Source organism: Pseudomonas sp. NCHU5216 (assembly GCF_052156495.1).
Lineage (GTDB): Bacteria > Pseudomonadota > Gammaproteobacteria > Pseudomonadales > Pseudomonadaceae > Aquipseudomonas.
In genome coordinates, this window is the sequence record NZ_JBQLIX010000004.1 from 75,078 (window position 1) to 90,578 (window position 15,501).

13 protein-coding genes are annotated in these 15,501 nt (G+C 65.3%); 5 read left to right on the forward strand and 8 right to left on the reverse strand.

Translation table 11 applies throughout. The annotated features are described in order from the left end of the window. Positions 1–130 precede the first annotated feature (130 nt). Both ACSVIK_RS04680 and ACSVIK_RS04685 read right to left on the reverse strand, forming a co-directional pair. On the reverse strand, positions 131–1,921 hold the full coding sequence (locus ACSVIK_RS04680; protein WP_442443206.1) for an acyl-CoA dehydrogenase C-terminal domain-containing protein: 1,791 nt from the start codon (positions 1,919–1,921) through the stop codon (positions 131–133). Beyond that, a complete protein-coding gene (locus ACSVIK_RS04685; RefSeq protein WP_442443207.1) occupies positions 1,918–3,159 on the reverse strand; it encodes a 3-hydroxyacyl-CoA dehydrogenase NAD-binding domain-containing protein in 1,242 nt (413 codons plus the stop codon). Before ACSVIK_RS04685 ends, ACSVIK_RS04680 begins: the two co-directional genes overlap by 4 nt. Positions 3,160–3,400: 241 nt before the next feature. Here ACSVIK_RS04685 and ACSVIK_RS04690 point away from each other — a divergent pair, with 241 nt between their 5' ends. Further along, complete coding sequence (locus ACSVIK_RS04690; RefSeq protein ID WP_442443208.1) at positions 3,401–4,303, forward strand: LysR family transcriptional regulator; 903 nt, start codon at positions 3,401–3,403, stop codon at positions 4,301–4,303. A gap of 141 nt (positions 4,304–4,444) precedes the next feature. Here ACSVIK_RS04690 and ACSVIK_RS04695 read toward each other — a convergent pair whose 3' ends face one another. The 3 genes from ACSVIK_RS04695 to ACSVIK_RS04705 form a co-directional block, all read right to left on the reverse strand. Further along, the gene (locus ACSVIK_RS04695; protein WP_442443209.1) at positions 4,445–5,728 is read right to left on the reverse strand and encodes an NTP/NDP exchange transporter; all 1,284 of its coding nucleotides are present in this window, start codon (positions 5,726–5,728) and stop codon (positions 4,445–4,447) included. 1 nt (position 5,729) lies between these two features. Beyond that, on the reverse strand, positions 5,730–6,650 hold the full coding sequence (locus ACSVIK_RS04700; RefSeq protein WP_442443210.1) for an aldo/keto reductase: 921 nt from the start codon (positions 6,648–6,650) through the stop codon (positions 5,730–5,732). Positions 6,651–6,877: 227 nt separating this feature from the next. Beyond that, a complete protein-coding gene (locus ACSVIK_RS04705) occupies positions 6,878–7,045 on the reverse strand; it encodes a hypothetical protein (protein WP_442443211.1) in 168 nt (55 codons plus the stop codon). 207 nt (positions 7,046–7,252) lie between these two features. On the opposite strand from ACSVIK_RS04705, the gene ACSVIK_RS04710 reads away from it, so the two are divergent. From ACSVIK_RS04710 to ACSVIK_RS04725, 4 genes are read left to right on the forward strand one after another with little or no spacing between them, the layout of a single operon-like run. Then, positions 7,253–8,365 (forward strand): MlaE family ABC transporter permease, encoded by a 1,113-nt coding sequence (locus tag ACSVIK_RS04710; RefSeq protein ID WP_442443212.1) that lies wholly within the window; start codon positions 7,253–7,255, stop codon positions 8,363–8,365. Further along, positions 8,362–9,147, forward strand: coding sequence for an ABC transporter ATP-binding protein (locus tag ACSVIK_RS04715; protein ID WP_442443213.1), 786 nt, complete (start codon positions 8,362–8,364; stop codon positions 9,145–9,147). The genes ACSVIK_RS04710 and ACSVIK_RS04715 overlap by 4 nt, the downstream gene beginning before the upstream one ends. Beyond that, a complete protein-coding gene (locus ACSVIK_RS04720) occupies positions 9,148–10,065 on the forward strand; it encodes an MlaD family protein (protein ID WP_442443214.1) in 918 nt (305 codons plus the stop codon). After that, complete coding sequence (locus tag ACSVIK_RS04725) at positions 10,062–10,661, forward strand: ABC-type transport auxiliary lipoprotein family protein (RefSeq protein WP_442443215.1); 600 nt, start codon at positions 10,062–10,064, stop codon at positions 10,659–10,661. Before ACSVIK_RS04720 ends, ACSVIK_RS04725 begins: the two co-directional genes overlap by 4 nt. 111 nt (positions 10,662–10,772) lie before the next feature. Here ACSVIK_RS04725 and ACSVIK_RS04730 read toward each other — a convergent pair whose 3' ends face one another. From ACSVIK_RS04730 to hslO, 3 genes are all read right to left on the reverse strand, one after another. Next, positions 10,773–12,695, reverse strand: coding sequence for a RecQ family ATP-dependent DNA helicase (locus ACSVIK_RS04730; protein WP_442443216.1), 1,923 nt, complete (start codon positions 12,693–12,695; stop codon positions 10,773–10,775). Positions 12,696–12,884: 189 nt separating this feature from the next. Next, positions 12,885–14,426 carry a phosphoenolpyruvate carboxykinase gene (locus ACSVIK_RS04735; RefSeq protein WP_442443217.1) on the reverse strand — a complete coding sequence of 514 codons (1,542 nt, stop codon included), beginning with the start codon at positions 14,424–14,426 and terminating at the stop codon, positions 12,885–12,887. A 169-nt stretch (positions 14,427–14,595) separates the two neighbouring features. Next, positions 14,596–15,483 carry an Hsp33 family molecular chaperone HslO gene (gene hslO, locus ACSVIK_RS04740; protein ID WP_442443218.1) on the reverse strand — a complete coding sequence of 296 codons (888 nt, stop codon included), beginning with the start codon at positions 15,481–15,483 and terminating at the stop codon, positions 14,596–14,598. Between the last annotated feature and the right edge of the window lie 18 nt (positions 15,484–15,501).

The following is a 15,501-nucleotide window of genomic DNA, read 5'->3' on the forward strand; positions in this document are numbered from 1 at the left end:
ATTGCTCCTCTTGTTGTAGCCCGGATGCAATCCGGGGTTGCTCTTGCGGATGGTGCGCACAGCGCACCCTACTTGCTACGGGGCAGCATGCCTCATCTGTAGGGTGCGCTGCGCGCACCAATAACCCAAGCTAGAAGGCGAAGCAGTCCTCGGCCATGACCATCATGCAATCGGCACCACCCAACAGCGCTTCGCGGTGCGCGCTGGCGCGCGGCAGCACGCGGCGCAGGTAGAACTCGGCACTGTGCAGCTTGGCATGGTAGAAGGATGCCTCGCCGCTGCCCGCGTCCAGCACATCCTGCGCCCGCGCCGCGGCCTGTAGCCAGAAGCCGGCCAGCAGCACATAGGCCGAGTATTGGAGGAAATCCACCGAAGTGGCACCGATCTCCTGCGGGTCGCGCTGGCAGGCAGCAATCACGCCACTGCTCAGTTCACGCCACTCGTCCAGGCGGGCCTGCACGACGCTCGCCATTTCCTTCAGCGCCGGGCGCGAGGCCTGGACATCACACAGCGCACTGAACTCGCCCCGCAGGGCAGTCAATTCGGCGCCACCATCCGCCAGCAATTTGCGGCGGATATAGTCCAGTGCCTGGATGCCATTGGTGCCTTCGTAGAGCTGGGTGATGCGGCTGTCGCGCATCAGTTGTTCCATGCCCCATTCGCGAATGAAGCCGTGGCCGCCATAGACCTGCACAGCATGGCTGGCCACCTCCTGACCCATGTCGGTGAAGAATGCCTTGACGATGGGGATCAGCAGCGCCGCGCGCTTGCCGGCCGCCTTGCGTGCCTCTGGCGAGTCGGCGCCGTGCTCCAGATCGAGCTGGCGCGCGGTGTAGGCCGCCAGCATGCGGCAACCCTCGACCAGGGTCTTTTGGGTCAGCAGCATGCGTCGCACGTCGGGGTGAACGATGATCGGGTCGGCTGCCTTGTCCGGCGCCTGCGTCCCTGCCAGCCCACGCGATTGCAAACGCTCGCGGGCGTAATGCAGCGCACCCTGGAAGGCCGCCTCGCCTATGCCCAAGCCCTGCAGGCCGACCTGAAAGCGCGCGTCGTTCATCATGGTGAACATGCAGGCCAGGCCCTGGTTGGCTTCGCCCACCAGATAAGCCGTGGCGCCATCGAAGTTCATCACGCAGGTGGAAGCGCCCTTGATGCCCATCTTGTGCTCGATGGCGCCGCAACTCAGGGCGTTGCGCTCACCCGGCGCGCCCTCGGCAGTGGGCAGGAACTTGGGCACCAGCAGCAGGCTGATGCCCTTCACCCCGGCCGGCGCATCCGGCAGGCGTGCCAGCACCAGGTGGATGATGTTCTCCGACAGATCCTGCTCGCCGCCGCTGATGAAAATCTTGTTGCCGGTGACCCGGTAGCTGCCGTCGGCCTGTGGCTCGGCGCGGGTGCGCAGCAGGGCCAGGTCGGTGCCGGCCTGCGGCTCGGTCAGGCACATGGTGCCGGTCCACTGACCGCTGACCAGCTTGTCCAGATACTGCTGCTTCAGCGTTTCGCTGCCGTGCTTGTGCAACGCCAGCACGGCGCTCTCGGTCAGCCCGGAGTAGATGCGGAAAGACAGCGACGCGCCCATCAGCATCTCATGAAAGGCAAAAGCCACCAGTTGCGGGAAGCCCTGGCCGCCGTACTCCACAGGCCCGGTCATACTCGCCCAGCCGTTATCCACGTACTGCCGGTAGGCCTCGGCGAAACCCTTGGGTGTACTGACCTGACCGTTTTCCAGGTGGCAGCCTTCCTCGTCACTGTTGCGATTGAGCGGGGCGATCTCGCCAGCGGCAAAGGCCGCCGCTTCTTCCAGCACGCCGTCGATCAGCTCGCGATCCAGGCCGTTGCCCAGGCGCTGGCAGTGATCCGCTGCATCGAAGAGTTCGTGCAACACGAAGCGCATATCGCGCAATGGTGCCTGATAGCTCATACCTGGCCCTCCTGTACGTCACTGAAACGCTTGTTGTCGCTGGCCAGGCGCTCGATCAGCGCCGCCGGCTGCCAGTGTGCGCCGAAACGTTCGGCCAGGTGCAACAGGCGCTGACGGATGGCCGCGACGCCCTCGCCATCGGCCCAGGCCATCGGCCCGCCGCGCTCGGCAGGGAAGCCGTAGCCATTGAGGTAGACCAGATCGATGTCGTGGCTATTGGCAGCGATCTTCTCTTCGAGAATCTTCGCCCCCTCGTTGACCAGCGCCAGCAGGCAGCGCTCGAGAATCTCCTCGTTACCGATGTCACGGCGGGCGAAGCCCAGGCGCTCGGCCTCGGCCTGCACCAGGGCGTCCACCTCGGGGTCATGCTCGGCCTGGCGGCTGCCTGGTGCGTAGAGGTAGTAGCCCTTGCCGCTCTTCTGGCCGAAGCGGCCCAGCTCACAGAGGCGGTTGTCCACTTGCACCGCCGGGTCGTCCTGGCCCTGGCCGGCCAGCTCGCGGGCACGCCATTCCAGGTCGATACCGACCACGTCGTACATGCGGAACGGCCCCATGGCGAAGCCGAAGCCCTGCAAGGCGGCGTCCACCTGATGCGGCCAGGCGCCTTCGAGCAGCAGCATGCGCGCCTCGCGCACGTAGGTGTGGAGCATGCGATTGCCGATGAAACCGTGGCAGTTGCCCGCCACCACCGCCACCTTGCCCATGCGCGCGCCCAGTTCCTGAGCGGCCTCGAGCACGGCCGGCGCAGTCCTGCCGCCGCGCACGATTTCCAGCAGTTTCATGATGTGCGCGGGGCTGAAGAAGTGCAGACCCAGCACGCATTCCGGCCGCGAGGTGACGGCGGCGATGGCGTCGATATCCAGCGCCGAGGTGTTGCTGGCGAGGATGGCACCAGGCTTCATCACCCCATCCAGTTCACGGAAGATGCTTTGCTTGAGTTCGAGGTTCTCGTACACCGCCTCGATCACCAGGTCGGCCTCGGCCAGCGCCGCGTAGCCGTCCACGGCCTCGACGCGCGCCCGCCGCGCTGCGGCCTCGGCGGAGTCGATACGGCCCTTGGCGACGTTGTGCGCCCAGGTTTGCTCGGCCATCTCCAGGCCGGCCTCAACCATCTGCGGGTTGTTGTCCAGCCACAGCACGCGCAGGCCGGCATTGGCCAGGCTGATAACGATACCGCGGCCCATGGTGCCGGCGCCGATCACGGCGGCACAGCGAAGCGGCGAGACGACTTTGTTCATTGTTATTCCTCTCGTGCACGAACAGGCTGGGCACCCTTAAAAACTACCTGCGTTGTCATCGCTGCGTTAAAAACAGGCTCAAAATGCTCATTTACAACCCGTAAACTCCGCTTTTTCGCCTGTTTTCGCCTTGCGCTGACTGCCTCGCCTACGTTTTTAAAGGCACCCAGAAGCTTGGGTCACGATAAGCAAGCCGCTACTATTTTTGAAATTTAGTCTTGTGATACGACGTATTCAGTAGATGAATTTCGCTAATTTCGACCTCAACCTGCTGCGCGTGCTCGATGCCCTGCTGCGCGAACAGAACGTTTCCCGCGCCGCCGAACGCCTGGCCCTTAGCCAGCCGGCGGTGAGCAATGCGCTGAATCGCCTGCGCGAGCTGCTCGGTGACCCGCTGCTGGTGCGCGTGGGCCGGCGCATGCAGCCCACGCCACGGGCGCTGGCCCTGGAGGCACCAATCCGCAGCGCGCTGCGCCAACTGGAGCAGAGCCTGAATGCCGGCGAGTCCTTCGAGCCGGGCGAAAGCCGCCAACGCTTCCGCATCGCCGTCACCGATTATGTCGAGCTGGTATGCATGCCGCGCCTGCTCGACCGCCTCAGCCACAAGGCGCCGGGCATCGGCATCGATATCCGCCACCTCAGCCCCAGCCTGCCAATGGAGGCGCTGGACAAGGGCGAGCTGGATCTGGTGCTGGGCCGTTTCGACGAAATTCCCGCGCGCTTCGCCCGCCGTCACTGGATGAGCGAGACACTCAGATTGGCGGCGCGCAACGGCCACCCGCTGTTGCAGGGCCAACCGGATCTGACCACCTTCCTGCGTCTACGCCACCTCTGGGTGCACGGCGGGCAGACTCGCGGCATGGTCGATCAGTGGCTGGGGGAACAGGGCCTGGCGCGGCAGATTCTCTACACCACGCCGAACTACCTGCAGGCCGCGCACATCGTCGCCGGCAGCGAGCTGACCGCCGTGCTGCCCACCGCCCTGGCCCGGCATTTCGCCACGCTGCTGCCGCTGCAACTGTTCGAGCTGCCCTTCGCCATCGGCCCCTTCCATCTGGAAGTGGTCAGCCTGGCGCAACGCCAACGTGACGCTGCCCTGCAATGGCTGATCGAGGAAATCATCGCGGTGGCCGGCGACACCTGAACGCGTCCAGGGCAACGCTTTGCATATTGGCCACGGCTCACTGTAGCCCGGATGCAATCCGGGAGACGCTGGCAACCTTCCCCAGCTTGCATCCAGGCTACGGGACTATCGGTGGTGCAATGTTGGTGCGCACAGCGCACCCTACCTCTCGACTTGGCGATCGGCACGCCCACCCAGATACCAGCCGAGCACGCCCCACAGCGCAGCACAGAGCGCACCGACCAGAGCCACCAGCCAGGCGCCATGGCCGAGCAGGTCAAGGCCAGCCTTGGCCCAGCCACTGAGGGCATCGCCGCCACGGTAGATCAGGGTGTCGATAAGGTTCTTCACCTTGTACTTGCTCTCGGCATCCAGCGGGGCGAAGAGCATCTCCCGCCCCGGCCGCACGAAGGCGTACTCACCGATACGCCGCACGATCATCAGCCCCGCGAGCATGGCGAAGGTGGGCGCCAGGGCCAGGCCGAGGAAGCCCAGGCAGACCAGCGCCGGTACGGCGGAGAGCAACACACGCACGCCCAGCTTCTGCGCCACCCGCCCGGTGATGAACAACTGGGCGAGCAAGGCCCCGGCCTGTACGACGAAGTCGATGACGCCGAACACCCGTACCTGCGCGGCGCGATCGGGGAACAGTTCGGCCACCAGGCGCGCCTGCTCGAAATAGAGAAAGGTGCTGACCGAAGTCAGCAGCAGGATGAAAGCACCGATGCCCAGCAGGTAACGCGAGCCCAGCATGCGCGTGAGCCCACTGAAGGGATTGCCCGGTACCGGCCGCCGCGGACTTTCGCTGGACACCGCCCCCGGTCGTCCGGCGCCCTGACGCTCACGCCAGCCCATCAGGTAGCGCTTGAGCACCATGGCCACGCCCAGCAGCACCGCCGCCAACAGCATCAGCCCCGCTTCACCAATGGTGCCGACCAGTAGGGTGCTGAGCAGCGGCCCGCACAAACCACCGACGCTGGCACCGGCAGCGATGAAGGCGAACAGGCGGCGCGCCTGGGCCGCGTCGAACACATCGGCCATCAGGCTCCAGGCCACCGAGACGACGAACAGGTTGTAGACCGAGATCCATACGTAGAACACCCGCGCCAGCCAGACGCTGTCGTGGTCGAGGCGAAACAGCAGGACGAAGGTCAGCAGGTTGAGGCAGAAGAAGCCGTACACCCAGTCGATGAAATGCAGGCGTGGCACCTTCGAGTTGAGCCAGGCGAACAGCGGCACTGCCAGCAGCATGACGACGAAGGTGGCGCTGAACAGCCATTGCAGATTCTCCACCCCGCCGGTGATGCCCATGGCCTCGCGGATCGGCCGCAGCATGAAATAGCCGGCGAACAGGCAGAAGAACAGGGCGAAGCCGGCCAGCACCGCAGCCAGCTCCTCGGCTTGGGCATCGATGGCCTGCGCCAGGCGCCGCGTGAGCGCCTGCATTTCAGGCGAACAGCTCGATGATGCGCTGGCGCTGCGTGGCGTCGGGCATGCGCCCGTGCCCGGCCTGCAGGTTGTCGGCCATGTAGCGCGGATTGGAAGTGGCCGGAATCACCGCCGTCACCGCCGGGTTGGCAAGGATGAATTTGAGCATCAGTTGCGCCCAGGAGGTGGCGCCCAGCTCCACCGTGGCCCAATCCGGCAGTGCCTTGCCGCGCACATGGTCGAACAGCGCGGCGCGCTGGAAGGGCCGGTTGATCAGCACGGCGATGCCCTTGTCGGCGCAGTAGGGCAGCAGCTCGCGCTCGGCGTTGCGCTCGGCGACGGAATAGTTGAACTGGACGAAATCCACCGGCTCCTCACGCAGCACTTCGAGCAGGCGTTCGTGGGCAGAATCCAGATAGTGGGTCACACCGATGTAACGCACCCGGCCCTGCTCCTTGAGCTCACGCAGCAGCTCGAGCTGGGTGCGAGTGTCCTGCAGGTTGTGCACCTGCATCAGGTCGATGGTGTCGCTGCGCAGGGCGGCGAAGCTGGCCTCGATCTGCCGCCGCCCTGCCTCACGCCCGGTGGATGACACCTTGCTGGCCAGGAACAACTTGCGCCGCAGGCCGTTCTCGGCGGCCAACGCCCCGCACACGGCCTCGGCACGGCCATAACTGGGCGCGGTATCCACCAGACTGGCGCCGCCGTTGACCAGGGTACGCAGCACCTCGCGCAGCGGTTTCAGGGCCTTGTCGTCCAGCGCCACGTCATGGGTGCGCGAGGTGCCCAGACCGATTACCGGCAACACCTCGCCGCTGCTGGGAATGGGCCGCGTGAGCAGGGAACCGGAGGCGAAGGCGGCGGATGACAACCAGGGCGCCAGGGCGGTCAAGGCTGCCAGGCTGGCGCCCGCATGGAGGAACTGACGGCGACTGGGCATGGCGTGACTCCTCTCGAACGGGTATCCGTTCGTTATAGGCACAGACCAGGTTCAGACCAAGACGCAGGAGATGCACGATGTCATGCAGATGAAACGTCAGAATGACGCTCGAAGCCCGTTATGCGCGGACATAGAGGAATGCCGCGGTCGTAGTTGAGCAATATGCGGTTACGAAAAACCTTGTTGCGCCGTGGCGCAAAGGCTGACGCAGCAGCAGGCCAAGCGGCTCAGGCAACCCGTGCGGATTGTTCGCTGATCAGCATGCCGTGGGCAACGGTATAACTGCGATGACCGTTCTGCAGCGTCAGCGGGCTGCGGTTGGCAATGATCCAACCTCTGCTCAGCAGCAGTTCGATGTGGGCACGCAGTGCGGGCAGATGGCGTTGCTCTTTCATGGCAGTAGTTCCTTCACTGTCAGGTCATGTGTCGCCCACAGGGCAGCCGCATGCGTGATATGGGTCACATAAGTGTACTGGCGTCCTGCCAGCGCTACCAGCGCCCGGTTCATACAAAATCTTGTAGGAGATTCGCCATGACTTCGGTCATGGAAACCCTCGAACCAGGGCTGGTATGGATGACGGACGCACGGCTAAGCTGTCGCCATGACTTCCTCCGCCCCCTTCATTCGCCCAATGCCGGACAGCACGCTGCACATCGGTGGCGACTGGACGCTGGCTCATTACACCGAGCTGCAAGCGCGCATCCAGCAGCACCAGGGCGGCACTGCACAGGTGGATCTGCAGGCGCTCGGCGCACTGGATACCGCAGGCGCGGCCTTGCTCCTGCAACTGCTGGGCGATCAGCGCTTGCGCGAGCAGGCGGCGACGCTGCCAGCGCGGCGCCAGGCGCTGCTGCTGGCCGTGGCCGACGCCATGGCCGGTGAACAGGCGCCGGTGGAACACGCCCAACCCTCGGCAGTGCGCGAAGTGCTCGGGCATATCGGCGTGGAAATGCAGGAGATGTGGGAACAGGCCACGGCCCTGCTCGGCTTCATCGGGCTGACCCTGAGCACGCTGCTGGCCTCGCTGCTACGGCCACGGCGCTGGCGCATCACCGCGCTGCTGGCCAACCTCGAGCAATGCGGGCTCAACGCCGTGCCCATCGTCGCCCTGCTGACCTTCATGGTCGGCGCGGTGGTGGCCTTTCTCGGCGCCACCATCCTCGCCGACTTCGGCGCCAGCATCTATACGGTGAACCTGGTGGCCTTCTCCTTCCTGCGTGAGTTCGGCGTGCTGCTCACCGCCATCCTGCTCGCCGGCCGCACCGCCAGCGCCTTCACCGCGCAGATCGGCTCGATGAAGGCCAACGAGGAGATCGACGCCATCCGCACCCTCGGCCTCGACCCCATAGAGTTGCTGGTGCTGCCGCGCCTGCTGGCCATGCTCCTCGCCCTGCCCATGCTCACCTTCGTCGCCATGCTCAGCGGCCTGCTCGGCGGCGGCATGGTCTGCGCGGTGGCGTTGGACATTCCGCCGGTGATGTACCTGTCGATCCTGCGGGAGAACGTCGAGCTGACGCATTTTCTGGTGGGCATCCTCAAGGCGCCGATCTTCGCCTTCCTGATCGCCCTGATCGGCTGCCTGGAAGGCTTCAAGGTCAGCGGCAGCGCACAATCGGTGGGCGAGCACACCACCTCGGCGGTGGTGCAGTCGATCTTCGTGGTGATTCTGCTCGACGCCCTGGCGGCGCTGTTTCTCATGGAGATGGGCTGGTGAGCCGGGAAAGCATCATCAAGGTGCGCGACCTGAGCAACCGCTTCGGCAGCCAGGTGGTGCACCAGCATCTGGATCTCGACCTGTACCGTGGCGAGATTCTCGGCGTGGTCGGCGGCTCGGGCACCGGCAAGTCGGTGCTGCTGCGCAGCATCGTCGGCCTGCGCCAACCCAGTTCGGGCAGCGTGCGGGTATTCGGCCAGCAATTGTCGACGCTGCCCGCCACGCAGCGCTCGCAACTGGAACGGCGCTTCGGCGTGTTGTTCCAGCGCGGCGCGCTGTTCTCCTCGCTGACCGTGACCGAGAACATCGCCTTGCCGCTGATCGAGCATGCCGGGCTGTCACGGGCCAACGCCGAGCACCTGGCCCAGGTCAAGATCGCCCTGGCCGGTCTGCCGCTGGGTGCTGGCGACAAATACCCCAGCGCGCTGTCCGGGGGCATGGTCAAGCGTGCCGCCCTGGCCCGCGCCCTGGCGCTGGATCCGGACATCCTGTTTCTCGACGAGCCCACCGCTGGCCTCGACCCCATCGGCGCGGCGGCCTTCGATCAGTTGATCCGCACCCTGTGCGACAGCCTGGGTCTGAGCGTGTTTCTGGTCACCCATGACCTGGACACCCTGCATAGCATCTGCGACCGGGTGGCGGTGCTGGCGCAGAAGAAGGTGCTGATCGCCGACCGCCTGGAAGTGGTGGCAGCCAGCGACGATGCCTGGATTCAGAATTACTTTCACGGCCCGCGTGGACGCGCAGCCGCACAGGCCGCCAGCGCGGCCAGGAGCGATTGAATGGAACCCAGAGCCCATCACGTCCTGATCGGCCTGTTCACCGTAGTCACGGTGGGCGCCGCCCTGCTGTTCGCCCTGTGGCTGGGCAAGGTGGGCGCCGACAAGGCCTTCAACGATTACGAAGTGGTCTTCCACGAAGACGTGACAGGCCTGTCCAAGGGCAGCGCGGTGCAGTACAACGGCATCCGCATCGGTGACGTCATCGCCCTCGGCCTCGACCCCAGGGATCCGAGCATCGTCCGCGCGCGCATCCGCGTCGGCGGCGATACCCCGATCAAGAGCGACACCCACGCCCGCCTGGCGATCACCAGTATCACCGGCCTGGCGGTGATCCAGCTCTACGGCGGCACCACCGGCAGCACCTTGCTCAAGGGCGAGGACGGCCACCTCGGCGTGATCATCGCCGACCCTTCGCCGCTGTCACGGCTGATGTCCAATGGCGAGGATCTGGTGCTGGGCATCACCCGCCTGCTGGATCAGGCCAACCGCCTGCTCTCGGACGACAACACCGCGCATGTCAGCCGCACCCTGGCCAATCTGGAACAGGCCACCGCTGGCCTGGCCGGGCAGCGCCAGGAGCTGAGCAGCGCGCTGCAGCAGGTAGCCAGCGCCACGCGTGAGGCGGGCGAACTGCTGCGCACGGCCAACCGCCTGCTCGACGGACAGGGCAGGCAGACCCTGGAGAACACGGAACGCCTGAGCGCCTCGCTGGAGCGCAGCAGCCGCACCCTGGAGCAACTGCTCGACAACAATCGCCAGGCCCTGGACAGCGGCATGCAGGGCCTCAGCCAACTCGGCCCGGCCATCGGCGAGCTGCGTGACACCCTCGGCGCCCTGCGCAGCTTCTCGCAGCGCCTGGAACAGGACCCAGCCGGCTACCTGCTGCGCAACGACAGCATCAAGGAGTTCCAACCATGAAGCGTCTTTCCCTCCTGCTGCTGGCCAGCCTGCTCGGTGCCTGCTCGCTGCTGCCGCAGAGCGAACCGCTGGACACCTACCTGCTGCCCGCCACGCCGCTGCCAAGCCATGCTCCCGCCGTCGACTGGTCGCTGCGTATCAATACGCCGAGCAGCGGCCAGCTACTCGACGGCACGCGCATCGTGGTACTGCCCGAGCCTGGCCGGATCAACACCTACCAGGGCGCGCGCTGGAGCGACCGCACCCCGCAACTGCTGCGTCAGCGCCTGCTCGACGCCTTCAACGACGATGGCCGGATCGCCGCCCTGAGCACCGAGGATCAGCATCTGCAAGCGGATCTGGAACTGGTCAGCGACCTGCGCCGCTTCCATAGCCAGTACCGCGACGGCCACCCCGAGGCGCTGATCCAGCTCGATGTGCGCCTGGTGGACGTACGCGATCAGCGCATCCTCGCCAGCCGCCGCTTCAGCGCCAGCCAAGCGGCGAGCGATACCTCGGTGGCCGCGGTAGTGGCCGCCTTCGGCCAGGCCGGCGACCACCTGACGCAGGAACTGGTGGACTGGACAGTGCGCGAAGGGCAACGCGCTACCCCGTAGGGTGCGCCGTGCGCAGCGAGCACTTCACGCCAGGTCATCGGTGCGCGTAGCGCACCCTACACGGCAGGCGGCAGGCGGCAGGCGGCAGGCGAAGGCTTGCATGCGCCTTGGCTAGGCGCCCTGCAACCAGGCACGTACTTCCGCGTAGGGGTAATCCTCCAGCGCGGCAAAGCCGGCCAGTTGCCGCGCCTTGAGCTTGGTCAGCAGCGGCGTGGTCACCCCACAGAGAAAACGCGTCAGGCACTCGTGGCTGGGCATCTGCCCGGTGTGCTGCTGGTGCTTCTCGACGAAGGCGGCGCACAGCGCCTGGGGATCGCGAGCGTTCAACGGCGGCAGCTCCGGCGCCGGTGGCAGTATGGCGACCTGGCCCTGGCAGACCGAGCAATGCCCGCAGTGCTCAGGCGCCTGCTCATCACCGAAGTACAGGGCCAGGCGTCGGCTCAGGCATTCACGGCTCTCGAACAAGGCGAGCATGGCCTGGATACGGGCAATCTCGCTGGCCTCGTGGGCGCGAAAGTGCGCGTGCAGATCATTGGCCAGGGTGTCCACCGCGAACTCGGCATCGAGCACGGCGTAGACCTCGGTCATCTGCTTGCTTTCCAGCTCGACCCAGCCCTTTTCCTGGAAGTAATCCAACGCCTTGACCACCCGCGCCCGCTCGGCACCGTACTGTTGATACAGCGCGTCGAAGTCCAGCGTCGCCCAGGTGCGTGCCCGTTTCGAGCAAGCCAGGATGGCCTCGACGAACTGGCTCCGCTCGCCCTCGAACTTGGTCAGCAGTACATCGTCTTCCAGGAGCAACTTGTAGCGATACTCGGCGAAATAGGCATAGCGCGGCGCGATGATGCCGCGCAGTTCCAGTTGCACCAGCAGGGTCTTGAGCGGCAACGCACGGATATTGCTCAGCTCCGACAGCTGATTGAGCATCAGCTCCCATTGCCCGCCCGTGCCCACTGCGCGCAGGTCGTCGAGCACCGCGCGAATGCCGGAGAGCTCCGGGGTATCGCCGTAGACGAAGTTCTCCAGCACGCTGAGGCCATCGCGGCTGGCCAGCACCAGGCAGTCCGAAGCCTGGCCATCGCGCCCGGCGCGGCCGATCTCCTGGCTGTAGTTCTCCACCGACTTGGGCAGGTCGAAGTGCACCACGTTGCGGATATCACGTTTGTCGATGCCCATGCCGAAGGCGATGGTGGCGACGATGCACTCCAGTTCACCGGCCATGAAACGCCGCTGGATCGACTCGCGCGCCTCATGGGCCATGCCGGCATGATAGGCGCTGACGGCCAGGCCCTGCCCTTGCAGGCGCTCGGCCACCTGCTCGGCAGTCTTCTGCTGGGTGACGTAGACGATACTGGCCTGACCACGACGCGGTGCCAGCCACTGCTGCAAACGTTGCAACTTGGCGCCACCGGGCACGGGCTCCACCAGCAGGTTGAGGTTGGCGCGATAGAAGCCGGTGGTGACCACGTCCGCCTCGGCGATGGCGAATTTCTCGCGCATGTCGGCGATCACCTTGGGCGTCGCCGTGGCGGTCAGCAGCAGCACCTGGGCGATGCCGAACTGGCGCTGGTAGTCGGGCAGCTTGAGATAATCCGGGCGGAAGTTGTGGCCCCATTCGGAGATGCAGTGCGCCTCGTCCACCACCAGCAGGGAGATCGGCACCTGAGCGATGAAGTTACGGAAGCGCTCGTTCTTCAGGCGCTCCACCGAAATCATCAGGATCTTCAGCTCGCCGCTGCGCGCACGGGCCATGACCTCGGCACTCTGCTCGCGGCTCTGCGCCGAATCGATGCTGGCCGCCGCGATGCCGTGAGCATGGAGGAAGGCCAACTGATCCTGCATCAGCGCCAGCAGCGGCGAGATCACCAGGGTCAGGTGCGGCAGGTGCAGGGCCGGTAGCTGATAGCACAGCGACTTGCCCGAGCCGGTGGGAAAGATCGCCGCCGCCGAACGGCCGGCGAGCACGGCGCTGATCACCGCCTCCTGGCCGGGGCGCAGCTTATCGAAACCGAAGACGCGCTTGAGGGTAGACATGTGCTTTCACTCCTTTGAAGCAGCTACAAGCTACAAGCGGCAAGCCTCAAGTGACAAGCCTGCCGAGTTGGCTTCGAGCATATCGCCAAAGACGAAAGTACGCTTTTGCTTCTACTTGCAGCTTGTGGCTTGCAGCTTGCCGCTAAAAGAAAGAAACCGCCCGAAGGCGGTTCTTTTGTGCGGTTCAGCTCAGAGCTGCGGGCCGGCGTTCTTGATCGCGTCGCTGACGTCGAACTTGGCGAAGTTGTCGATGAACAGCTTGGCCAGACCCTTGGCGGCTTCGTCGTAGGCGTTCTTGTCTGCCCAGGTGTTGCGCGGGTTGAGCAGGTTGGTGTCGACGCCCGGCACCGACTTGGGCACGTCCAGGTTGATGATCGGCAGGTGCTCGGTCTCGGCACCGATCAGCGCGCCGCTCTGGATGGCGGCGATCACACCACGGGTGGTGGGGATGTTGAAGCGCTTGCCGACACCGTAGCCACCGCCGGTCCAGCCGGTGTTGACCAGGTAGACCTTGGAGCCGAAAGCGTTGATGCGCTTGATCAGCAGCTCGGCGTATACGCCGGCCGGGCGCGGGAAGAACGGCGCGCCGAAGCAGGTGGAGAAGGTCGACTTGATGCCGCCGCCGGAACCCATTTCGGTGGAACCGACCAGCGCGGTGTAGCCGGAGAGGAAGTGGTAGGCCGCCTGCTCGTTGTTGAGGATCGACACCGGCGGCAGTACGCCGGTCAGGTCGCAGGTGAGGAAGATCACGGCATTCGGCTCGCCGCCCAGGTTCTTCTCGCTGCGCTTCTCGACGTACTCCAGCGGGTAGGCAGCGCGGCTGTTCTGGGTCAGGCTGTCATCGGCGTAGTTCGGTACACGCTCTTCGTCGAGCACGACGTTTTCCAGCACGGTGCCGAACTGGATGGCTTTCCAGATCACCGGCTCGTTCTTCTCGGACAGGTCGATGCACTTGGCGTAGCAACCGCCTTCGACGTTGAACACCACGCCCTCGCCCCAGCCGTGCTCGTCGTCACCGATCAGGTAACGCGACTCGTCGGCGGACAGGGTGGTCTTGCCAGTGCCGGACAGACCGAAGAACAGTGTGACGTCGCCTTCTTCGCCGATGTTGGCGGCGCAGTGCATGGGCAGCACGTCCTTTTCCGGCAGCAGGAAGTTCTGCACGGAGAACATGGCCTTCTTCATTTCACCGGCATAACGCATGCCAGCGATCAGCACTTTCCTGGCGGCGAAGTTGATGATTACGCAGCCATCGGAGTTGGTGCCGTCACGCTCCGGCACGCACTCGAAGTTGGCGACGTTGAGGATCTGCCACTCGGCCTTGCCAGCCGGGTTGTAGGTCTCGGGGTTGATGAATAGCTGACGGCCGAACAGGTTCTGCCAGGCGGTGCCGGTGGTCATCTTCACCGGCAGGTAGTGCGCTTCGGCAGACCCTACGTGAACGTGGGAAACGAAGTGATCCTGAGCGGCGTTGAAGGCCTCGACGCGATCCCACAGGGCGTCGAACTTGTCGGCCGGGAACGGACGGTTGATGTTGCCCCAGGCGATCTGCGCCTCGGTGCTCGGCTCCTGAACGATGAAGCGGTCAGCCGGCGAGCGGCCGGTGCGGTGGCCGGTGCGTACGACCAGCGCGCCATTGGCGGCCAGTTCCCCTTCACCACGGCGGATGGCTTCTTCGACCAGTTGCGCGGCGCTGATGTCGGTGTACACGGCGTTGTTGGCTTGCGTCATGAGGTTCCCCGTCGGCCGCTGGCCGAGTCTTCCGAACGTTGTGTAGTACAGGGGCAACTGCAACTACACGGTAAAAAAGTCGCGGGAGTATGCCAGAAAAGCGAACTACTTGGCATCCTCCGATCCGATCTAGCGCCGATAGTGACAGTCTATTGGCGCTACAGGTTCATCAGTGACGCGTCTGTGACGGCGCTTCGCTACCGGCCCCGGCGAACAGTTGGGCGATGTCAGCGGCATCGAACACATAGCGCTCGTTGCAGAACTGGCAGTCGATCTCCACGCTGCCGCCCTGCTCGGCCAGCAGGGCTTCGGCGTCGGCCTGGCCGAGGCTGGCCAGGGCACTGGCGGAGCGCTCGCGCGAGCAGCTGCAGCGGAACTGCAAAGACTGCTCATCGAACAGGCGCACGTTGTCCTGGTGGTAGAGGCGGTGCAACAGCGTTGGGTTGTCCAGCGCCAGCAACTCCTCGCTGCTGAGGGTATCGGCCAGGGTCAGCACGTGGTTCCAGCTCTCGGCGCGTGCCTCGGGCTCGCTCTGATGGTGCGGCGGCAACTGCTGCAGCAGCAAGCCACGGGCACGCTGGCCGTCGGCCTTGAGCCAGAAGCGCGTCGGCAGTTGTTCGGAGCTGGCGAAGTAGTTGGACAGGCACTCGGCCAGATCCACGCCGTCGAGGGCGACGATGCCCTGGTAACGCTGGCCCTTGGCCGGGTCGATGGTGATGGCCAGCACACCCTCGGGCATCAGGCTCTGCAGATCGGCATCGGCACCGATATGCTCGGCATCGTAGCGGGCGATGCCGCGCAGCTCGCGGGCGCTGGAGCACTCGACCATGAGCAGCGGCAACGGCCCTTCGGAACGTGCCTGCAGCACCAGCAGGCCGTCGAACTTGAGGGTGCCGACCAGCAGCGCGGCGGCGGCCATCATCTCGCCGAGCAATTGCGCCACCGGCTGCGGGTAGGCGTGCTTGGCCAGCACGTGGGCATAGCTTTCACGCAGGGCGACCAGCTCGCCGCGCACGTCGGTGTCGTCGAACAGGAAGCGTTGGCTGAAGTCGTTCATGGCGGTCTGCCCAGGGTC